This window comes from Bradyrhizobium sp. JR3.5, assembly GCF_054057015.1.
On sequence record NZ_JBSRYV010000002.1, the window covers coordinates 891,824 to 912,033 of the forward strand.

Sequence of the window (20,210 nt, forward strand, 5' to 3'; positions counted from 1 at the left end):
GGGCGAGGGATAGCATTTATTTCATCGAGATGTCACCACGCGAGATAACGCGAGGGCCGGGCCTCGATGGGACGACGAATGCTTGCCCATGGGAGAACGAAATGACGACGACGGCTTTGGACAGGATCGACATAAAGATCTTGAATGAACTGCAGCAGAACGCCAGTTTGACCAACGTTGAACTTGCTTCCCGTGTCAATCTCTCACCGTCTCCCTGTCTCGCCCGAGTTCGTACGCTCGAAAAGCTCGGGGTAATTGACCGGCGAATTGCAGTGCTGGATCCCGCAGTTCTCGGCATCGGCGTTACGGCATTCATCCAAGTAAAGCTTGAAAGACAGGCCCAACCATCACTCGAGAGCTTTACGCGTTCAATTGATCGCCTTAGCGAGGTGATGGAATGCTATCTGATGACCGGGGATAGCGATTATCTTCTCCGCGTTATGGTGTCTGACATCGAGGCCCTTGAGGATCTCATCGTAAACCAGCTCTCGCGCATAGCCGGCGTCTGCAGCATTCGCTCGAACCTGGCCTTGAGGCGGATTTCTCACAAGACGGTGCTCCCCATCGACACGAACCGACCAGTTCAGGTCAAGTCATGCAGCTCATCTTCCAGGCGCCTCGACAAACCCGCCAAACAGCAATACGGCGCCTCGCCCCAGGCGCGAATCGATGGCGGCATGAATCTCGAGGCTTCTCGGATTGTGCAGGGTGACGGGCAGTACCCCTCAAGCCCTCCGTTAAGCTAGGGCGCCCAGGAGAAGATTCTCGAGCTTGCGCTCGCTGTCGTGGCCTTTGGACCGCTCCAGGGCACACAGACCAAGTGCCGTTCCGCATTCGATTGCCCGCGCGCCGAACGCGACGATCAAGAGCCAACCGCTTGGAGACAGAAAAGGCTCCCGCGCGAGGCGCGGGAGCCCAAAATCCCGGGCTAGTCTCCGGGATTCCAGATCAGGAAGAAGCCGTTATCGTCGCCCAAGCCGACGGCTCGGCCAAGGTTGGCGTAGAGCTTGCGAGACCCGAGCTCAGGTGCCGCAAGGGACAGGCTGACGTAGTCCTTGCCGCTGCTCTCGCCGCGCCGGATCCAGCCGGCTCCGATCTCAACTCCCTGGGCGAGGATGCGGAAATCCGGCTGGGCCTCAGTCGACTTGCCGCTGTTGGGAACGATGTCGATGTGGGCACGGATGGACAAGGTCTTGAGCTCGCCCCTGAAGCCGCCGTTGTCGTTACGGGTGACGAATCCGATTGCAGTCATGGTCTGTCTCCTTCGTTGCCGCAGGGCCGATCCCCTGCGATGGCGAGACCGTCGTGGCGGCCGAACGCCGCCGAACCCCTGGGGCGAAGCGTCAGCGGCGCACCCGAGCTCGCGCCTTTTTTGCAGCGAAGCGGCCGCGAGGAGCCGGCTTGCCGGCGGGGAAAAAAGAAGCATGCGAGGGTTTCGGCGGCGGGACGGCTGCCACAGGTCGTACAGCCATGAGCAGGGAAATCGTCCCTGGAGCAGCGGTAAAACAGACATCGAGCGCATCGATATCCCGAACCGAAGCGCACCCGTGGGTTCGTCAGGCCAATGCTCCACCTGTCAAATCTACCAGTACCGGCAAAACATCCGACCCGATAGAATCCAGCAAGCCACGTCGAGCAAGCCCCGCATATTGTCGAACTAGATCGATCTATCGGCCATCGTGCGAAGCGCTGCGCGTAGCCGAGTCAGCGGCCAACTCGAGCCTGTTTCGCCCGCACCGTTGACGGTAGTAAAGGTTGGCAAGTCGAGAATTCGGCCGAAACGAACAACGTGAGATGAGCCCTTTCGCAAAAGTGATCAATATCCGCACCTAGGATAGCGCTGGCGCTTCCGTCCCAGGCATTCTCCCTGCCCGATCATATCGGCCCAAACTGCGGCTCGTCGCAATTGAGTTGCCGTCCACGGGTTGATTGTATGTGCCGATGGGCTCTGACAATCCCGAGACGTCCAGCACCACGGAGCGGCTGATCAGAAACGGCAACGCTGATCAGAACCGCATCTTTGATCAATACAGGAACACATTTTCGGCTCCCGACAACTCCGAGACAAACACACGCTCTAAACAATCAGAGAAACAAGAATGCAACTCGCGTAGGCTCGATCACCGTCAGTGCGTTCGCAATTTGCGATTTCACTGACATGATCGACACAAAGCACCGCGAAGCTGTTGGACTGCACGATCCGCTTCGGCTTTCGGTGGCAGCGGCCGTGGCATTTCCCGATGGTTCGATGACCGCCTCCGGGTTGCGCAGAGAGAGTGCTCGCGGAAGGCTCATCATCGAGCGCATTGCGGGCAAGGATTACACGACACTGTTTCATATAGAGAGAATGAGGGAATTATGCCGCGTCCAAGCAAAGGAGCCCGGCTCTACAGACGCAAAGCACGGTATCGCGGAGGCAACCTCGTCGCCCAGTCCGTTTGGATTATCAAAGACGGCGACCGTCATATCGCCACAGGATGCATTGCGAGCGCGTCTGAAACAAAGCCTCCGCAGAAAGCAGAGCAAGCGTTAGCAAACTACATCGCGCAAAAATATCAACCGGAGCGCAGTCGACGAGATATTGACGACATCGATTGCGCCGACGTGCTGTCGATCTATCTGACCGATATCGGCGAGCCCGGTGATCAGTTTGAAATCGAAGCGAGGATCGACCGGCTCAACGATTTCTGGGGTGGCAAGAAGCTGGCGGCAGTCAACGCGCAAACCTGTGCCGGCTATGTCAAACATCGCGGCAGCCGTGGTGGCGCGCGTCGTGACCTTGAGACTTTCCGCGCCGCGATCAACCATCATGCAAAAGAGGGCTTTCACCGGGGCACGGTTCGCATATCCCTCCCGGCAAAAGGTGAGGCGCGCGACCGTTGGCTGACACGCAGCGAGGCGGCGGCCCTGATTTGGCAATGTTGGCGCTATCGCGAAAAACAGACAATCCACGCAGGCAGCTCTAAGGGCGACCCGGTATGGACAGACCGCCGACCGCTGCGACACGTGGCCAGATTTATCCTGATCGGCCTCTACACCGGCACGCGGGCAGGCGCGATCGCGGCGGCATCGCCATACCCCGAGCTTGGGCACTCGTACGTTGATCTCGAGCGTGGTATCTTTTACCGGAGGCCGATCGGGAAGCGGGCGACCAAGAAGCGTCAGACGCCAGCCCCGCTTCCACCCCGGCTACTGGCTCATTTGCGTCGCTGGAAGGACCGGAAGCTGATCAGCACCTGCTTCGTCGAGTTCAATGGCAAGCCGGTCGCTTCCGTAAAGAAAGGCTTCAAATCTGCCGTGGATCTGGCCAAGCTGCCCGGGAAAGTCACTCCGCACACGTTGCGCCACACGGCGGCGACCTGGTTGATGCAGCGCGGCGTGCCGATCTGGGAGGCGGCCGGGTTCCTCGGCATGTCGCCGGAGGTCCTGCAGGAAATCTATGGCCATCACCATCCCGATTTTTTGCACGGGGCGGCGGCAGCCATTGGCCAAAAAGCGCGGTATGTTTCGGTGGTCAAATCGGTGGTTGACTCGGGAACAGCCACCGATGAGAAGAAAAAACCTAAGGAAATCTGGTCGGAGTGGCAGGATTCGAACCTGCGACCCCTGCGTCCCGAACCCGGTTATCGCGCCGCATAGTGCTGAAAAGTCTAGCGTTTCGGCTTCATCCGACCACGGATATTTCCGTTCGCTTCTGACTTAGCCGGGGTTATCCCGGGGTTGGCGCTCCATGTAGAATATACGTTTTTCGGTTGGTTGCGGAGGCCCGCAACCGCCGATACCGACATTTGCTGATGGTGGCCATCTGAGGCGGAGAGTTTGTTCCGGTGCAGCACGGCACGATAATCCTGGTGCATAACCACCCCACTACCCCTTCGTCGATCACGCTAAATCACGCTCGATAGTTATGTGCGTCAAGTTCTGCAAGATTGATCGTGGGGTCCGGTTGAGCCATCCCCTCGGAGCCACCGTCGCTCGCTTGCCCAAAGCGTAGCGCTGGCGAGCGACGGTGGCGGAGAGGGGTGGCGTGCATCCCCTTGGTGGGCCTGAGCATCGTCAGGCCGCCTGACGTAGCGCCTCCTTCTTGTGCTCCTTCAATAGATCCATGTTCAGATAGCGATGGTCTTCGAGCCAGGCCTCGTGGCGCTCGACGGTCAGCGCCCGCACCAGCCGCAGACAGCTCTCGGCATTGGGGAAGATTCGCACCACATAGGTGCGTCGCCTGATCTCCTCGTTGAGCCGCTCCAGCATGTTGGTCGACTTCATGTGTTTGCGGTGCGCCAGCGGCAGGCGGAAGTAAGTCAACGTCTCCTCGATGTTCTCCTCGACCCAGCCGGTGAGCTTGGGGTACTTGCCGCCCCATTTGGCCAGCCAGGCGGCGAGATCACGCCGCACCTCTGAGAGGTCGCGCCGGTCGTACATCCAGCGCAGCTCGAGCAGGCAATCGTCATCGACCTTGCGCGGCACATAGTCGAGCGCATTGCGCAGGAAGTGCACATAGCAGCGCTCCTAGAACACGCCTGAGAGAACCTCCGGGATCGCTTTCTTCAAGCCCGGATGATCGTCGGAGACGACGAACTCCACCCCATGCAGGCCGCGGACCTTCAACGTCTCCAAAAATTCCTTCCAGCTCGACCGGCTCTCGCGGTTGGCCAGCTCGACCGCGAGCACCTGACGGCGGCCTTCCCAATCGACGCCAAACGCGATCAGCACCGCCTGGCTCGCAATGATCCCGTCCTCCCGGATGCGCTCGTAACGGGCGTCCAGGATCAGATACGGGAACGGCTCCTGCAGCTTGCGCTCGGCCAGCGCCGCGACCAGCGCCTTCTCCGATCGCTGATGGCGCTCGGACGGCATTGTTACGCCGTTTGTCCTAGACGGCCCCATGGATGGAGATACTTTCCTTGCCTACGTCGAACTCGCCAGGCGAGTGTCGAAACTATCTCGTCGCCGAAAGATACGACGCAACGTGATCGGAATATGCTCTAGCTCCCGCAAGGTTGATGCGAGCTGAGAGGACAATCCCGTCGGCTTGGATTATCGTTACTGCGTATTCGTCAAAGCGATTGAGCGGTACCAAACAGCCGTTTTCCGGCTTGCGCCAGCCGCCAGTGCGCCGATGACAGTTCGAGCGGACGATTCTCCTGCCGCCGCGGCGAATCTATGAGAGAGACTTCGAGTTCCCAAAAACCAAATCAACATACTCTTTCATTTGCCCGATATGCGCTTCCGAACGAGGAGATGTGCATTCATTCAAATGGTCTTCCAGCTTTTCAAGGCGCATCAGTATTTTTTTGCCCTGATAAGAAACACTCCGAAATACCGGGATGGGCTTGATGCTTTCGATGTAAGTGCGGCGGCCGGCGCCATTTCTGCTCCCCTTTGCCAATTGAATGTTTAAGATCATACTTAAGACGAGATGCGGCGCGGTATACCATCCCCACGTCAAGCTACCCAAAGAATAGGCAATAACACCAATACGACCTGGATCCCTCTTTGTCCGGTAATATTCAAGCGGCTGAATAACGTGAGGGTGATGCCCCAGAATCAGGTCCACTCCTTCCTCAATCAATGAATGAGCGGCCTCGATTTGTCTGTAACGCGGGAAAAACTCAAATTCGTACCCCCAATGAATCGATGCGATAATGAAATCACAACCTTGTTTATTGCAATCGTCGATTTGCTTTTTGAGCAACCCTAAATCGGTTGGGACGTACTTGGACAAGAGTTTGGCCGTATGCACACGAAATATCTCGTTATCGGGCAGCTGATGCGCATTGAGTCCAAACGTTGCCGATACGAATCCGACCTTGATTTGATTTTTGGCAAGAATGTTTGCTCGCCCGTATTCCTCGGGGAGACGGGGAACACCAATATTTACGATCCCGGTTTGGCTCATCAGGCTCCGGGTAGCTTCAATACCCTCTATTCCCAAGTCCAATATGTGATTATTGGCGGTGTTGAGAACAGTAAAATGCTTGCTCCCATGTTCCGTCAACGCAGAATATTGAGCGAACGAGCAACACATCATCGCCGAGCGGCCGTCACCTAAAGCTTTTCTTACAACCTCTTCTTCTGCTACAGGCGATTCATAATTCGCGAATGAAATGTCAGCATCAAAGAGGGCAGAAGCAACGTTTTCAAAAAGGAAATCCTTGGAGGATTCGAGGCCATCTGCCTGAATTAGATCACCCGATGCGCTCAGCGTCACCGACGTATCGCTCCTGAAGTCATCCGGCAACTTCACAACGGATTTGTCGTGTAGGAACAAGATCTCGGATACATTCTTTTCTGATCTTGTGATCGGCCTTGCACTTTTGTAGAACCAGTATGCCATATCCATAAATCTCATTTCTTCTAAATCGGTGGCTACATCCTGAAGCGGACGATCCCAGAGACCTAACCACGTGGCGCATTGTACGGCTGCGCGTGTTCGCGCGGAGACACGGAAAACCTCGGCAGGACTTGCGGGAAGGTGACGCGGCATGAACAGATGTCTCTCGAGTAGGAAGAGGATAGGGCTTTGTGATGCCTGGCGGGTCAATAGCTGTCGTCGGTGCGATCAATTATTCGCGCTGGCGTGGCCACTCTCGACGGAATTCACCCCGACGGCCGCCCCGCATCGGGATCGTACTGACGCACTCATCAATCGGCGCGCGGGTTGAGCTCTGATAGCGTCTTTACCTGAGCGATGGATATGCTCCAAAACTTGCCGCGACATCGATTCCGCCGGCGCCCGCTGATAGTAAGTCCGTTGTTTGAGGTTTTCTCTTTGGCTGGCAGCCTTCATTGGAACTCCTTCCCTATCTCGGAAGTGTTTTCCGCAGATCTGGATAGCTTTTGGTGCGCTGAGACTATGTGGAGGGTCGCGCCTCGAAACTACCAGCATCGATAGTTGATAGTTTGGTAGCCGTGATCTGCCACTGAGCTTTCAGGCCGTTAGGTAGCTATCGCGGCTGCTCTTGGTCCGTGTTGCTTGCTGGCTAGGATCATCTGCGAGACATCATCGCTGCAGGTCGAGCGTATCGCAACGAACCACGACATTTGATAATGTGAAAGATCGTCTCGCAAGATCGATGGCAGATTGAAAACGGATGCGGGTTGGCTCTTTCGGCCGATCCAACTGAAAATGGTTCGCCATTTTGTACAAGTTGTCCTCGTCCTCCGTCGCGCGGCGCGTGACCGCGTCCTGTCGCTTGAACACATACGTCTGATCGCCATAGTCGATTCCGGCAAAGTATCGGACGCCATCGACGAACGGCGCGCGCACACCGATGTCCGCGCGTTGGTTTGTCGGCAGAAAATTCGTGGCGAGCAGGATGGGAGCGCCAACCGGATTACGGTCGGACCGGAGCTCCACGGCAAATTCGCCGGGCTTCACGCACTGCTTCTGAGGGTCGTTGGGCGTGGCGGCTGCCGGAGCATCGGCAGCTCCGGGCGCGGCTGCGGGCTTTTGAGCTAACTGATCCGCGCGCGGTTGTTCGGGCATCGCGGTCTGATCCGCGGGTACCGGGCCATTGGCCGGAGCCGTGTGCTGGTGGGCTTTCGTCGGTGTGCAGAGGGAGATACTTGTCAGCGCAACGGTGCAAAGGGCAACGAAAAGTGATCTGAGCATTTGTCGCCCCAATAGCCGCAACATCGGCGCCATTTACCAAGGGTTGCATCAAAATCATAAGACAACCTGTCGCGTTGTCCCCCGCTATGCGATCAGCGGCCCCAAACGACTGGCAGCAACAGCCGTCCCCAGAACGAGATAGTCGGCGAGAAGTACAACGTCGCATCTGATGTCAGTCGCCGTAGGGTCGGAAACAAAACGGCACCTCCCCAAGACACCCACACCTGCCGCCGCGCCAGCTGACGGCCCAGACAAAGCCGCACGCTGTGGCGAAAGGAGAGGTATTGCTTGATGTCCGGGCGGCAGATGTCGAACTGCTCGGGGTCCGGCAGCACGTCCGGATCCTGTCGCCGTAGCAGAATCAGTTTCCCCCAGGAATAGACATGTCACCTGCGATCCCAACAAGCGAAGCGCGCGCCCACCCAAAGGCCATGCCAGTCGTCCTCCCAACTCAGAGAAGTACGGCACCTGAATGCGCCCCTTGGAATGACGGCAATGCAGTGTCCGCTCCGTACAATTCCCTGGAGATCGTAGCGCCGGTGATAAGTAAGATCCGGCGCCGTTCACTTGAGGCTCTGGGGCGAGCCTCGGCTGCCGCCGGACGGCATCGTCCGCTCGTTATGAGAGTGTACCGCAGGAGAGTAGCAGGACGCTTGCGTGTCGGCTATCAATCTAGTGAATCTTAAGAACGTAGAATCACTTTCGGGGTAGGACGCGGTTTGGAAATCACCGACGAACAGTGGAGGGAGAAGGCTCTCGGCATTCCCACCGGTCTCCGGGCTGTGTCTCGCAGCGAGGACGACGACGGTTTGCGGCGGGCGATGCTGATCGTATGGGCGGCTCTTGCCAAGGCGTCGGGGACGATCAAACATCTGTACTCGCTCGTCCGGGAATCGGCGATCCTTGAACTCGCCGCCAGCCTCGACATGCAGGCGCCTGACTATGGGCTCTCATTCGACGGCACGGAGAGCTACCAGGAGATCGTGAAGCGGCTCGGCGGATGTCTTCGCGCCATGGAGCGCGAATATACCGAACGGGATCTGGGCTCGAGGCCCACAGATCCGGCCGATTGGCTCGTCGACCATGCCGGGCATTGCGCGTATCTCATCCCGATGGGACGCGTGGCCTGGAGGGAGGCGAGAAATCCAGCCCAAGACATGCGCAACTTCGACCAGCGGGGACTGCTACGCCTTCGGTTCGTGCCCGCCATCGTGGACGGCGCGAGGGTCCAGATCGTGAAGGCCGACCGGATGGCCAAGCAGAAGTCGTCGGCGTTCGGTGCCGTGCTATTTCCCGATCCGACCTTCGACTGCGACGAAACTCCGATGACGTTTTTCGTCAAGGCGGTCGGCATTCCAAATGGCGAAACGATCATCTCCGACGCGTGCAAGGCCGCTCACGCCGAAGTCTGCCTGACTGCGGTTTTTCCCGAACTCATGATCGACCCGCAATCGCGTCGGCTTATTCAAGCCCAACTCGCCGAGAAACCTTGGCTGGCCGACGGTGAAATACCAGAGGCGCCGGGCATCGTGGTAGCGGGCTCCTGGCACGAAGTGGAGGGCGGCCAACGATACAACATCGCCACCATCTACGATGGTCATGGCGTCCAACTCGCTCGCCACAAGAAGCGGATGGCCTACAGGGACGCTGAAGGACGTGTAGAAGACATCCAGCACGGAACCGAGCTCATGGTCGTGGTCCTGCAAGAAGCCCTTTTCGGCTTCGGCATCTGCCTCGACTTCTGCAATAGGTGTTATCATACCCCATATGGATGGCTCGACATTGATTTCGCGATCGTTCCGTCGTGCGGCAACGAGGCGACCATGGATGGACACATCCGTACGGCAAAAGATCTGCACAATGAACGAAACACCCGCAGTTTCGTGGTCCAACAGGCCTATCCGCCGCTGCAGCAGGCCGCCGGCTATGTCCTTAATCCCGACGGGAACTCATCGAGCTGGGTGGCAAACCAACTTCTCATCGAGGTGCCCTGGAGTGTGTACCGCGGCCAAACGTTACACGACCGTTGACTTGTCCTTAATGAGGGCCGATGTAAAGCGTACGGAAACGAGTTCTGCCGGATCTCCACTCACCGGGTCCCATGTCCGCCACAGACCGCAAAGCCTTCGAAACCTCGCTCGATCGCATCGGGCGCGGCGATGCGACGCCGGCCGAAGCGGCCGCCGCTATCCGAAAGGCGCTGACCGCTGAGCCATCTCTGGCCGAGCGAGTCTACGACGCGCTGCGCGACGTCACGTGGCGGACGTTGACGTCGCGATCCTTCGGCGACGAGCTTTTGCAATGGTTCGAGGTGTTGCGGCACGCCGCGGCACTTGCTGGTAGCAAGAATGCCGGCGGCATCTCGGAGAGGATGCGCGCCTTTGCGGACCTGATCTCGCAGTCAGCCAGGTTCGCTGAGCTCCAGCCGTTGGACGAGGTCCTGAATCGAAAGCACACGAAGCCGCTTCTGAGCGCAATCGCAGGTGCCGGCAAGGCCGTAAGCAACATCGCACTGATGAGCATTCTCGGTCTTCGGGAATCGAACCTCTCAAGGGTGACCGGAGCTCTCCAGGGAACGGGGCTGATCGAGCGATCTTCGTCAGGAAAGGAAGCGAGCTTCACGCTAACCGACCTGGGCCGCCGAGTGGCGAAGAAGCTCGACATCGCCATCAACGATCCGGGCACAGATCGCGAATGGTGGCATGAAGCGCCCTTCCCGCTGGCGATCTGGGACGCGAGCGGTGAATCCGTCGGCGCGAATGCCGCGTTCTATCAACTGACTCGTTCAAAGCAACCGCATATCCTTCCGTCGCTTACCGACTGGAAGCTGATAATGGCGAAGATGGTGCGCGACGACCGGATGACGTCGAAGCATACTTGGCGGTTGCAGATCGACGACGCGACTTGGATACAATTCACCGAAGCTGTGATGCCAGACGGCCGTCTGTGTCTCTTGGGATCGGATGTGTCAGTCGCCATGAAGGGGATGAGCGACGTCGAAGATGCGCTGAAGATCGCGAAGGAGGCCGCGGCTCGGGCCCGACGCGAGTTCGCTGATACAAAGAACCGTTTGGTCGCCTATCAGTCTGCGAACTCGCACATCAGAGACGAGATCATAAGCGTTGCCGCACGGTCGAACCAGCGCGTCCGCGACACGATACACGTTTGGGCGCACGCCGCAGCAGGCCAGATTGTGCCACACGAACTTCATGCGGTGGAGAAGGACCTCGGCGCGATGCAGGTCGCGGTGCGCAACCTCATGGGCCCGGCCGATGTCGTTACGCACGGAAAGACCGCGTCGGATTGGATCGACCCAAATCGAGTCGTGACCGAGGCCATGAACACGGCGAGAGATCTCGACCCGAGCATCCATGCGACCGCATCGTTCGCTAATGTTCCGAGAGTTCGTGGTGCCGTATCCCCACTACGTACGGTGCTGAGCCACATGGTGATCATAGGCACCCGTCATGGCGCGTACGATTTTCATGGCACGTTGAAAGGATCCAACCTGGTCACAACGGTACGCGTCAAGAGTCCTGACGAGCATGCATATCTCGACCCGCTCGAGGCGGTGACGAATTCCGGTCTAGGCTATTGCCGCGCGATTGTAGAAACGAATGGCGGAGCCTGCGAAGTACGGGAATCCGGATCGGGATCCGATACCATGATCGTCTTTTCTTGGCCTGTTGAAGAGACGACTCCGCACGCAGGCAGGATAAAGTTCGGACCATCGGCCAAGACGAACAAATCGCGCAAGCCCACTTCGCGGAGCCATCGATAACGTTCGTAGCTCACCATTCGGCTTGAGCCAGCGCCTAGATGTTGGATGACACCTTTAGCGTATGTTGTCACAGTTGGCGAATACCGAAGTCCACGACGGGGCGCCACACCGAGCCTAATTTAGCGCGTACGAGAGCCGATTTTCCCTACTATGAGACCCTTTCACGGGGAACGAGCAAGCCGGCCTGCAGGCGACCCAGGACGACATCGGTTACAGCTCGGCGTCCTGGTATTCGCAATAGGGCCGGGGCTCGGCATCATGTTTGGGAAGCGCGCGAGTTAACCTTTGGTTAACCAAATGCCGGCGAACGTGACAACCTTGGGTAAGGAGGCGCCTATGGCGACGTTTCGAGTTCAGCTCGCCGATGGCGAAAAGAGGCTTAAGACCGACTTGAGAGCCGCCAACGAGGATTCAGCCCGCGATGCTGCGGAGAAATGTTTCGACGGCGCTCGTTGGCACATCGTCGAGATCCGGCGGCTGACCGACTGATCACCGTTCCGTCGACGACTGACCGTGCGACCGGCCCGAAAGATCCAAGCAACACGCAGGAAAGCATGAGCGAAATCAGCGCCGGATTTAAGGCCCGCCTCGAGTTCGTCCTCGACCAGACTTGCGTCGAGGCACCGGACGGCGGTAGCCACGAAATGCGCCGTTTCATTGCGGAAAGCCTGATGCGGTTGGCCCAAGCCGGAGAACGCTCCAGCGAGGGATTGGCTCAGGTAGCACGTCAGGCGCTGACGGCATTCCGCGAGCAAATGATGACGAAGACCGCCTGAAGGATTCGACCTGAGAACCTATTCCCTTCTCGCTTCGCTGAGATCGCTTCGGCGCAGGAGGCGCGCCTGAGATGTTGAGGATCGTCCAAGCCACAATGCGTGGTGCCACTGACGGTGGGTTCGCGTCAAGGCCGGCGTCTCGACGAGACATCGTGCGGTCGTTGAGACCATCTCATGGGGCCGCGCTGAAGCCGGCAACACGAAAGCAGCGCGACAATATTGCCAAGCAACCGCGATCATCCTTTTGAGATCAATGTGATCGTACCGACGAAGGCCTTGAGGTCGCCTTCGTCACGCCGGCCGTTCTCGATCCGCTGCTTCATCCTGCGAACGAATGCGTCGAACGCGAATGGCTCGAACGAGCGCCCCTCGGGCGATTCCCAGACCTTGGGAACGGCCATCCGGCGCATCAGATCCGCGTCAAATCTTTTGCTTAGGCGATTGCTGCAGATCGCGAAGGTCAGGGATATCTTCGCTCGCTGCAAGGTGGCACGGATCTTCTCGGCGCGAGCTTCCTCGAGCTGTAGGCAGGGAATCGAGGCCGGTTTGAAAACGAGCTCCGCAAAATACGGCTGCTTCTGAATTCCGCCAGCGCCAGACCAGAGAGGCTCGACGAAGAACGCCGCTGGAATTTCCTTTCGACATGCGGACTCGAGCGCATCGAGCGTCGCCTGTTCACAACCGTTTGCTGGGAACGGGACAGAGGTGACGTCAAACAGCAGCGTAGGCCACCTTGAACAGGCCTCGCGCCCCAACCGACATCGCCCCAACCGTATCGCCGTGATAGGAATGTTGCATCACGACAATGCGTATTCGCTGTTTGCCTATATTATGCCAATAGCCGAGCGCCCTTTTTAAGGCGGCTTCCGCACTGCTTGAGCCACTGTCGGAGAAGAAGACATGGTCGAGACCACGCGGCGCGAGTTTTAGCAGCAGCAGCGCAACCTCCTCGGCCGGGTTCATGGGTGTACCCGGTAAAGATGATCTGGTTGAGCTTGCCAGCCTGCTCGACGATATGCGGATGACAATGGCCATGGCTTACTATTACCCGCCAGGAGGAGATTGCATCTATGATGCGGCGCCCATCTGCCGTTTAAAGATAAGCCCCATCAGCGCGCACGACCCTTGTCATCTCGTCTTGAAGCGCGTGTTGCGTGAACGGATGCCAGATCGACGACTTCTTCTTTTGCGTCATGGCTTGAAATCATCGCGGCGGAAGGAGGTCTTGAACGCGGCTTGCAGCGTGTCTGCCGATAGAGGAGCAATCCAGGGTAGTCGTCCCAGCCACCGCACGCGGCCAATCTCGCAGATTGCTCTCACGGCATCCGAATTCCTTTCGCCAACGAAGGCGATTCCGAGAATGTCGATCTGACGTTTTCGGAGGACCTCTATCGACAGCAGTGAATTATTGATTGTCCCCGGTGCTGTGCTCGCGCAGAGCACGACAGGAAGTCGCCATCTCTCGAAGACGTCAATGTAAAGCGCGCCGCCACTCAGCGGCACCATGACTCCGCCGGCCCCCTCGATCACGAGCGGCTTCTCTCCGGTGTCCGGCACGTCGAGCGAATCCGCGTTGATGCGAACCTCGTCAAGCTCCACGGAATGAAGAGACGAAACGGCGGTTTGCAGGCGGTAACGCTCAGGCACGATGCGATCTGGTGGAAGACCGCCAAGCCGAGCGACACGCTCGGTGTCTGTCTCTCCTTCGAGGCCGGCCTGAATCGGTTTCCAAAAACTCGCGCCGAGGAGATTGACGAGCCCCGCGCAGAAAACCGTCTTTCCGATGCCGGTGCCTGTACCGGTTACCACAATCCGCTGCTGACTCATCGAGCTTGACCTCTTGTCTCCTCGACCAGAGCATCCAGCATTTTACGCACGTCGTGCTCCGCGACTCAGTGCATCAGTGAAATTCACACGCGCCAGCCGTGAGGATCGTCTTGGCCTTGGACAGCTCGGCAGCCTACGATCGACCCACGGTGATCCGAACTCCCAGCGAATCGAGCAAAGGCTGCTCAGCGTCCTTACAACTATTCTTCCAATCGCTTAACGCCAACAGCGGCGACACAATTGTTATGCAAGATACCAAACAACTTAACAGCCACGTCGCCCCCGACCTAAAGACTCTTCCCGTACGTCAACTGACAGGTTGAACCATCGAGTCGCCACGCACTGCCATCGCGCTCCCCTGAGTTGCGTTTCATGCATTGTGACAGGTTGAGATTGTTATCGGTGCACAAATATTTGTCCGGACCGGACGAAGGCATTCACGTCCGGCTGGATGTATCCTAATAGATGCAGAACGGTACGTTTCGAACGGCAGCCATACGTTTGGTGAGTGAGTTCACTCAGTTTGGCGTCATTGAAATAATGCTGACTCGCCCTGTCAGGAAAACAATCGACGCATATGGCTCTGCGGATCAAAGCGGCCGATGCCAGCCGCGCCTTTCATAATGACCCGAGTGGGCCCTATGGATTGGTATTCGCGATGGCGCGCAACTAGTGGCTGACGACCGCCCCCGATCACGATCATCGTCTGATTTTGCAAACGCTCCAAGCGCGCGACGTCGATCAAGATAACCTGCTTGTGCGCCACATACCATTGAGCACCTGGCAACGCCCCCTCCTGATCAGTAGAAATACTGCGGGCTTCTGCGGCAAGGCTGGGACGTGGTACGAGCGTCAAACACCTCTTCTGCTGTCAACCCTTTTCCAGCATTGCGTTGAGCTCGATCCCGATATAAGAACGCTGCCAAGTTGCGGCGTCACGTTTGCGGCCAACATGATCCGTCACATCGTCTTCTTCACAGCCAAGGATAAGGCCGGTATCGACCAAATCATCGAAGGTCTGTCGGTCCTCACCTCAATCCCATATGCACGCCGGCTCGAGATTGCGCGCAACCGCAAGAGCGATCAGCTCGGCAACGATATCGACGTCGTGGTGTACGGCGAGTTCGACAGCGAGACGGATCTTGCTGCGTACAAAACGCACGATTTGTATCGAGAAGCGATCCGGTGCGTACGCCCAATCCGGGAGCTGCGGTTTGCCGCTGACTACGAGCTATCAGCCGATGTGCATTTCGCCGGAACGGCAGGGTTAAGCCAAGTTGCTCGGCGCAGCCGACCAGCTGGCCGCGACTAGCTTGATGATCAGCCTCGAGGCCTTGTACGTGCCGGACAAAAATAGCTCTTGTTCGGGACGGGATCACGATTGGCGCGTGCCTCACCGCCTGCTGGTGGTCGATAACGGATAGCCCTATGCACGTCCGCGAATTGCAGTGGATTGAGCCTGTCAAGGCGCTGCGATGCTTGGCGCAGCGGCCGCAGCTTACCTTTCTCGATAGCGCGGCAGGGCATGAGCTGCTTGGGCGTTACTCATATCTGACCTGCGAACCGTTCAGCACCTATTTGGTCGCCGATGGACAGGCAAATTGGAATGGAGCGGCCGTTACTGGCGATCCATGGGCGGTCCTCCGCAGCCTTCTCGCCAGATATCGAGAAGCGCACCGCCCCGATCTCCCGCCGTTCCAGGGCGGCGCTGCCGGCTTCCTTGCTTACGACCTGAACCGAACACTGGAGCGGCTGCCGGCGACGTCAATTGCCGGTCTCGGGTTGCCTCAATCGATACTACATTTCTATGACGTGGTGGTCAGCTTCGATCACCGGGACCACAGGTGTTGGATCGTCTCGACCGGATGGCCGGAGCAGGACTCCGCTCGACGAACCGAGCGTGCGTGTCGTCGCGCCGACGAGTTTGCGTCGCTGCTTGCCAAGCCAAGGTTGCCGCGGATCATAATGCCTAGCACGGCTGGTGGATGGGATTCGAACTTTGGCCGAGAAGGCTTCATAGCCGCGGTCCAGCGCGTCATCGAGTTGATTCTGGCTGGGGATATATTTCAGGCGAACATCGCGCAATGCTTCAGTGCCAGGGTGTCGCCCCTGTTCGATCCGCTCACCTTCTATTGCCAGCTCCGGTCATCGAACCCGGCACCGTTCGCAGCCTTCTTGCGCTACGACAAACTAACGATCGCATCGAGCTCTCCTGAGCGATTTCTGAAACTTGACGGACGACAGGTCGAAACACGCCCCATCAAGGGCACGATCGCGCGCTCCGCTAATTCAGATGAAGATCGGCGTCGCGCCGAAATCCTTCTTGCGTCCCAAAAAGACCACGCCGAAAACATTATGATCGTCGATCTGCTGCGCAACGATCTGTCACGCGTTTGTACAGACAACTCGATTGAGGTTGCAGCACTATGTAACGTCGAATCCTATGCCTCAGTGCACCACCTCGTCTCGGTCGTCAGGGGCGCACTTGCTGCAGACCAGGATGCGGTCAGTCTGCTTCGCGCTTGCTTTCCGGGCGGCTCCGTGACCGGTGTTCCAAAGGTGCGGGCGATGGGAATCATTGCGGACATCGAGAAAGTGGCGCGAGAGGTCTATTGCGGGTCGATCGGCTTCATCGGGTTCAATGGGCACATGGACACCAACATTGCGATCCGCACCGTGATGATCGACGACAACCTGGCTGTGTTTCATGCAGGGGGCGGAATAACGGCGATGTCGAATCCTGAAGCCGAATATGAGGAGACGCTTGCCAAGGCACAGCGTCTCTTCGACGCCTTTGGTGCCGATCTATCTGGTGCATTTTGATTTTCATCATCGACAATTACGACTCCTTCGTGTTCAACATTGCGCGCTATTTCCGCAAGCTTGGTGCAGAGACCAAGGTAGTGCGGAACGACGCGATCAGCGTCACCGATCTCGTCGGACTTCAGCCGCGTGCAATCGTCATATCTCCCGGTCCCTGCACGCCAATGGAGGCCGGTATATCCACTGCGGTTGTCCGCGAACTTTCGGGTCGTGTTCCGATTCTTGGCATCTGTCTTGGGCACCAGTGTATTGGGAGCGTTTTCGGCGGACGCGTCGTGCGCGCACGTCGTCCCATGCACGGCCGGGCCTCACACATAACGCATGGCGGCCGTGGGTTATTCAAGGAACTCCCGTCTCCACTTTGTGTCGGGCGCTACCATTCTCTGGCGGTCGAACTCGATGGGTCAGGCCCGCCGGACCTCACGGTGACAGCCCGTTCAGATCAGGGAGAGATCATGGCCTTGGCACATCGTCATCAACCAACCTATGGCGTACAGTTCCACCCGGAGTCGGTACTTACTGAACAAGGTCACGTCTTGCTTGGGAATTTCCTGGGATTGGCAGAGAGCTTCCGAGCGTGAGGATCGAAGACTTCGTTCCGGACATGGCAGCCTAATCCGGGGCAGGAAACGGCAGCTGCGCACTGAATGAATCGGCTCGGCAGAACGTGGTGCGAGACAGCTCTGATCTGTTGAAGATGTAACGAGAAAGCGCGAAAGAGCTCAATTGGTACGCTGCGTACTCAACTTTTTCTTTCAGTGCAGTCTCAATTGAATTACTTGAAGCCAGCAATGCGTAGCCCTCTTCGCATCACCTCCATTCCATGAGCAGGCGGATTATCCTCTAGCCTCGCCGCAAAACATGTTTACTTGAGATCCGCCAAGAGATTGGCGGTGCCTGCGGTAGTCTCGCTACCGCTGCCCTCACGGGCGTTTCCTCCCTTGACTTGGCCGCCGGTCCTACAGGATCGGCGGCTCCCTTCGGTGCGAGGTCAACGTTCTCATGATTGAGGAACCATGGATCAATCTGCACTCGGCCGACGCGGCGCCGACAGGCGCAACGTGGGTGATGGGGGGGGTGGGAGAATTTATGCAACACAGAGGCGTGCAATTCAGCATTCGAGAAGCGTTGCCGGGCGAATGGCGCTACAGTTTTAAGATCGACGACAAGATTATCAGTGGCAAGACCCAGACGAGATTGCAGCTTCTTGCGGTCCGCCGGGTCAAGGATCGCATTAATCGCGAACTGAATCGCGGCACAGAAACTGAGAGTTGATATTGGAGTGGGCTCCTCTCCCAGGTGCGCTAGCTCAACGTCTGCGACGACGGGACGCAGCGGCGCGAGTTGGCCCGCCGTCTCGAACTTGATGCGCACGCGCAGCACTGGGCGCGATCCGTCGTTGGACCTCGCCCATCGCAGCCCAACGGGCGGCGCCTCTTCGCCCCGGCCGACGTGCACGTTGCAGAGCGTTTCATGTCCCGCCCCCATCGGCACGTCATAGAGCTCTGGCAAAATGAACTGAATTGGTGCAACCTCAGGTAATGACGGGTGGGACCGACATATGCGTCGCGTGGTTTCTATCGGCTTTCTAGCCTTGGCTCTCGGCATTGCGGTATCCCCGGCCCGCGCATGGTGGGACGAAGGGCACATGCAGATCGCTTATTTGGCGTATAAGCGCCTCTCCGATCCTGTCCGCGATAAGGCCGACGCCTTGCTGAAGCTCAACAAGGATTACGCGAAGTGGACCTCCGGCGCCGCCGACGACAAGACGGCGAAGATGCACGCTTTCGTCCATGCCGCGACTTGGGCCGACGACATCAAGACCAAGGAGTACGGCTATACACGCGACGCGGTCAACAGCCCGACGGCCGGCCAGAACATCGGCTATTCGGATCACAACCAACATGCCTACTGGCATTTTAAGGACATCGACTTCACACCCGACGGTACGCCCCTGCCCGCCGCGGCCGCGGTCGACTTCGTCACCCAGCTCAAGCTGATGATCGCTGCGCTGCCGGCATCCTCTGGCGCATCCGACGATTTGCGCTCGTATGACCTCGTCTGGATCCTTCATCTCGTCGGCGACGCCCATCAGCCGCTGCACGCCGCCGCCCGCTACACGCTGCAGATCCCCGACGGAGACGCCGGCGGCAATGCGGAATCCGTGATACCCGCGAGCGGATCGAGCATGGCTCTGCACAGCTACTGGGACGCGATCTTCGGCGGTTACTCCTCGCCCTATGGTGCCACCTTCGACGCCGATGACAAGGACGGGCTGTCGAGCGTCGGCGTCAGCCAAGCCGAGGCGCAGATCGCCGATCCCGCCGTCTGGGCTCGGGAAAGCGCGGACCTCGCCAAGCAATACGCCTACGCTGCGCCGATAAGCACGGGAAAGAATCCCGTCCTTCTGACGCGCGACTATGAGACGAGCGTCAAAAACGTGGCCCGGGCCCGGGCCGCGCTTGCCGCCGCCCGGCTGGCCAACCTGATCGAGACGGCGCTCAAGTAGATTTTCGCCGGATTCCGGCATGCGATGATTTGGAGGACCAGACCATGTTGAGACTTTTCGCCGCCGTCGCCTTGTCCCTTGCGTCGCTCCTTTCGGCGCCCGCCTTCGCGGGATCGCCTTTGGCGCAGCTGACGCCGACCTCCGGCACTTCCGTTTTCTTCGACGCCAAGCGCATCACCGCGGTCACTTCGCTGCCGCCGATCAACGAATTCAGCGTGAACGCCGAGACGTTCCGCCTTTTGCCGCAGATATTCTTCCCGACGCCTGCCCAAATCGAATCGACCGCGCCGAAGGCGCCGGTCACGCAGGTGCTAGGCGTCTTCGCGAACCTGATGCCGGTAAAGGAATCCGTAGACGACGTTCTGGAGCTGGCCGGCCGCGACCAGTTCGCCGAGTTCATCCTGATGGACGGCTCGAAGGTGTGGATGCGCGCCTCCGCTATCGGGTGGGTCTCCCACGAATTCCCGGCCGCGGGCATCCCCAACGCCGGTAGCTTCGTCGGCCTCGGGCTTGCGCCCGGCCGGGCCACTGCATTGAAGGAGGACGTGGATACTGTGCGCAAGGCCATCGAGCAGATCACCGCTCATTAGCAGACGACGTTTCGCGCTTTCGGCTACGAAGCGCGCGCAGCATCCATACCATGCGCGATGGGCATCAGCAGCCGTCGCAGAATCCATCGTCCAATTCACGGTTGAGAGACCGCGGATGCAGTCCGCACTGCGCAACGAGCACGACTCCGCGGAGCTCCACTTCAGACCGGGGGCGAGCGCCGCCTGAATGTTGCGGTGACGCGTGCAACAGAGAAGGTGGTCATCGCCACATCCATGCCGATATCGGAGATATCAGACCTGCTGACGAGACGGAGCGGCCGAAGGGTGC

Annotated in this window: 18 protein-coding genes and 2 pseudogenes; 12 read left to right on the plus strand and 8 right to left on the minus strand. The window is 58.5% G+C overall.

Annotated features, from left to right (window positions below; all coding sequences use genetic code 11):
* Positions 1 to 101: 101 nt before the first annotated feature.
* On the plus strand, positions 102 to 746 hold the full coding sequence (locus tag ACVWW1_RS21000) for an Lrp/AsnC family transcriptional regulator (protein WP_456657320.1): 645 nt from the start codon (positions 102 to 104) through the stop codon (positions 744 to 746).
* Between the two features lie 182 nt (positions 747 to 928).
* On the opposite strand, the gene ACVWW1_RS21005 is transcribed toward ACVWW1_RS21000, so the two are convergent.
* Positions 929 to 1,252 (minus strand): DUF736 domain-containing protein, encoded by a 324-nt coding sequence (locus tag ACVWW1_RS21005; RefSeq protein WP_212017804.1) that lies wholly within the window; start codon positions 1,250 to 1,252, stop codon positions 929 to 931.
* Between the two features lie 1,106 nt (positions 1,253 to 2,358).
* Between ACVWW1_RS21005 and ACVWW1_RS21010 the strand changes: the two genes are divergently transcribed.
* Positions 2,359 to 3,639, plus strand: a complete 1,281-nt coding sequence (locus ACVWW1_RS21010) for a tyrosine-type recombinase/integrase (RefSeq protein WP_456657321.1) — start codon at positions 2,359 to 2,361, stop codon at positions 3,637 to 3,639.
* A 417-nt stretch (positions 3,640 to 4,056) separates the two neighbouring features.
* Here ACVWW1_RS21010 and ACVWW1_RS21015 read toward each other — a convergent pair.
* The 4 genes and pseudogenes from ACVWW1_RS21015 to ACVWW1_RS21030 form a co-directional block, all read right to left on the minus strand.
* Positions 4,057 to 4,812, minus strand: a pseudogene (locus ACVWW1_RS21015) (IS256 family transposase); the annotation flags it as partial.
* 349 nt (positions 4,813 to 5,161) lie between these two features.
* Positions 5,162 to 6,487 carry a CapA family protein gene (locus ACVWW1_RS21020; RefSeq protein WP_456657322.1) on the minus strand — a complete coding sequence of 442 codons (1,326 nt, stop codon included), beginning with the start codon at positions 6,485 to 6,487 and terminating at the stop codon, positions 5,162 to 5,164.
* 516 nt (positions 6,488 to 7,003) lie between these two features.
* The gene (locus tag ACVWW1_RS21025) at positions 7,004 to 7,489 is read right to left on the minus strand and encodes a hypothetical protein (RefSeq protein ID WP_429028946.1); all 486 of its coding nucleotides are present in this window, start codon (positions 7,487 to 7,489) and stop codon (positions 7,004 to 7,006) included.
* 218 nt (positions 7,490 to 7,707) lie between these two features.
* The gene (locus ACVWW1_RS21030) at positions 7,708 to 7,950 is read right to left on the minus strand and encodes a hypothetical protein (protein WP_456657323.1); all 243 of its coding nucleotides are present in this window, start codon (positions 7,948 to 7,950) and stop codon (positions 7,708 to 7,710) included.
* A 384-nt stretch (positions 7,951 to 8,334) separates the two neighbouring features.
* Between ACVWW1_RS21030 and ACVWW1_RS21035 the strand changes: the two genes are divergently transcribed.
* The 4 genes from ACVWW1_RS21035 (at position 8,335) to ACVWW1_RS21050 (ending at position 12,172) form a co-directional block, all read left to right on the plus strand.
* Positions 8,335 to 9,645: a hypothetical protein gene (locus tag ACVWW1_RS21035; protein WP_429028945.1), complete on the plus strand. Its 1,311-nt coding sequence runs from the start codon at positions 8,335 to 8,337 to the stop codon at positions 9,643 to 9,645.
* Positions 9,646 to 9,716: 71 nt separating this feature from the next.
* A complete protein-coding gene (locus ACVWW1_RS21040; protein WP_429028944.1) occupies positions 9,717 to 11,396 on the plus strand; it encodes a hypothetical protein in 1,680 nt (559 codons plus the stop codon).
* 297 nt (positions 11,397 to 11,693) lie between these two features.
* The gene (locus tag ACVWW1_RS21045; protein WP_429028943.1) at positions 11,694 to 11,885 is read left to right on the plus strand and encodes a hypothetical protein; all 192 of its coding nucleotides are present in this window, start codon (positions 11,694 to 11,696) and stop codon (positions 11,883 to 11,885) included.
* 65 nt (positions 11,886 to 11,950) lie between these two features.
* On the plus strand, positions 11,951 to 12,172 hold the full coding sequence (locus ACVWW1_RS21050; protein ID WP_429028942.1) for a hypothetical protein: 222 nt from the start codon (positions 11,951 to 11,953) through the stop codon (positions 12,170 to 12,172).
* Between the two features lie 569 nt (positions 12,173 to 12,741).
* On the opposite strand, the pseudogene ACVWW1_RS21055 reads toward ACVWW1_RS21050, so the two are convergent.
* From ACVWW1_RS21055 to ACVWW1_RS21065, 3 genes and pseudogenes are all read right to left on the minus strand, one after another.
* A pseudogene (locus ACVWW1_RS21055) lies at positions 12,742 to 13,247 on the minus strand (aminotransferase class III-fold pyridoxal phosphate-dependent enzyme); the annotation flags it as partial.
* 116 nt (positions 13,248 to 13,363) lie between these two features.
* Entirely contained in the window at positions 13,364 to 13,999 is a 636-nt protein-coding gene (locus tag ACVWW1_RS21060; RefSeq protein ID WP_456657324.1) for a dethiobiotin synthase, read from the minus strand.
* Positions 14,000 to 14,555: 556 nt separating this feature from the next.
* Positions 14,556 to 14,855 (minus strand): hypothetical protein, encoded by a 300-nt coding sequence (locus tag ACVWW1_RS21065; protein ID WP_429028939.1) that lies wholly within the window; start codon positions 14,853 to 14,855, stop codon positions 14,556 to 14,558.
* Positions 14,856 to 14,951: 96 nt separating this feature from the next.
* Here ACVWW1_RS21065 and ACVWW1_RS21070 point away from each other — a divergent pair, with 96 nt between their 5' ends.
* From ACVWW1_RS21070 to ACVWW1_RS21095, 6 genes are all read left to right on the plus strand, one after another.
* Positions 14,952 to 15,311 carry a Dabb family protein gene (locus ACVWW1_RS21070; protein WP_429028938.1) on the plus strand — a complete coding sequence of 120 codons (360 nt, stop codon included), beginning with the start codon at positions 14,952 to 14,954 and terminating at the stop codon, positions 15,309 to 15,311.
* A 116-nt stretch (positions 15,312 to 15,427) separates the two neighbouring features.
* A complete protein-coding gene (gene pabB / locus ACVWW1_RS21075) occupies positions 15,428 to 16,822 on the plus strand; it encodes an aminodeoxychorismate synthase component I (RefSeq protein ID WP_429028937.1) in 1,395 nt (464 codons plus the stop codon).
* The gene (locus tag ACVWW1_RS21080; RefSeq protein ID WP_429028936.1) at positions 16,819 to 17,403 is read left to right on the plus strand and encodes an anthranilate synthase component II; all 585 of its coding nucleotides are present in this window, start codon (positions 16,819 to 16,821) and stop codon (positions 17,401 to 17,403) included. The genes pabB and ACVWW1_RS21080 overlap by 4 nt, the downstream gene beginning before the upstream one ends.
* Positions 17,404 to 17,824: 421 nt before the next feature.
* On the plus strand, positions 17,825 to 18,097 hold the full coding sequence (locus ACVWW1_RS21085) for a hypothetical protein (protein WP_456657325.1): 273 nt from the start codon (positions 17,825 to 17,827) through the stop codon (positions 18,095 to 18,097).
* Positions 18,098 to 18,383: 286 nt separating this feature from the next.
* Positions 18,384 to 19,331 carry a S1/P1 nuclease gene (locus ACVWW1_RS21090; protein WP_429028934.1) on the plus strand — a complete coding sequence of 316 codons (948 nt, stop codon included), beginning with the start codon at positions 18,384 to 18,386 and terminating at the stop codon, positions 19,329 to 19,331.
* A 29-nt stretch (positions 19,332 to 19,360) separates the two neighbouring features.
* Complete coding sequence (locus ACVWW1_RS21095; RefSeq protein WP_429104331.1) at positions 19,361 to 19,921, plus strand: hypothetical protein; 561 nt, start codon at positions 19,361 to 19,363, stop codon at positions 19,919 to 19,921.
* The last annotated feature ends 289 nt before the right edge of the window (positions 19,922 to 20,210 follow it).

Excerpts from the sequence above, each read along its gene's own strand:
- ACVWW1_RS21020 (WP_456657322.1), bottom strand. The coding sequence starts at position 6,487 with ATGCCGCGTCACCTTCCCGCAAGTCCTGCCGAGGTTTTCCGTGTCTCC.
- ACVWW1_RS21050 (WP_429028942.1), top strand. The coding sequence starts at position 11,951 with ATGAGCGAAATCAGCGCCGGATTTAAGGCCCGCCTCGAGTTCGTCCTC.
- ACVWW1_RS21000 (WP_456657320.1), top strand. The coding sequence starts at position 102 with ATGACGACGACGGCTTTGGACAGGATCGACATAAAGATCTTGAATGAA.
- ACVWW1_RS21085 (WP_456657325.1), top strand. The coding sequence starts at position 17,825 with ATGATTGAGGAACCATGGATCAATCTGCACTCGGCCGACGCGGCGCCG.
- pabB (WP_429028937.1), top strand. The coding sequence starts at position 15,428 with ATGCACGTCCGCGAATTGCAGTGGATTGAGCCTGTCAAGGCGCTGCGA.
- ACVWW1_RS21025 (WP_429028946.1), bottom strand. The coding sequence starts at position 7,489 with ATGCCCGAACAACCGCGCGCGGATCAGTTAGCTCAAAAGCCCGCAGCC.
- ACVWW1_RS21090 (WP_429028934.1), top strand. The coding sequence starts at position 18,384 with ATGCGTCGCGTGGTTTCTATCGGCTTTCTAGCCTTGGCTCTCGGCATT.
- ACVWW1_RS21010 (WP_456657321.1), top strand. The coding sequence starts at position 2,359 with ATGCCGCGTCCAAGCAAAGGAGCCCGGCTCTACAGACGCAAAGCACGG.
- ACVWW1_RS21005 (WP_212017804.1), bottom strand. The coding sequence starts at position 1,252 with ATGACTGCAATCGGATTCGTCACCCGTAACGACAACGGCGGCTTCAGG.
- ACVWW1_RS21040 (WP_429028944.1), top strand. The coding sequence starts at position 9,717 with ATGTCCGCCACAGACCGCAAAGCCTTCGAAACCTCGCTCGATCGCATC.
- ACVWW1_RS21070 (WP_429028938.1), top strand. The coding sequence starts at position 14,952 with ATGATCCGTCACATCGTCTTCTTCACAGCCAAGGATAAGGCCGGTATC.
- ACVWW1_RS21045 (WP_429028943.1), top strand. The coding sequence starts at position 11,694 with ATGCCGGCGAACGTGACAACCTTGGGTAAGGAGGCGCCTATGGCGACG.
- ACVWW1_RS21060 (WP_456657324.1), bottom strand. The coding sequence starts at position 13,999 with ATGAGTCAGCAGCGGATTGTGGTAACCGGTACAGGCACCGGCATCGGA.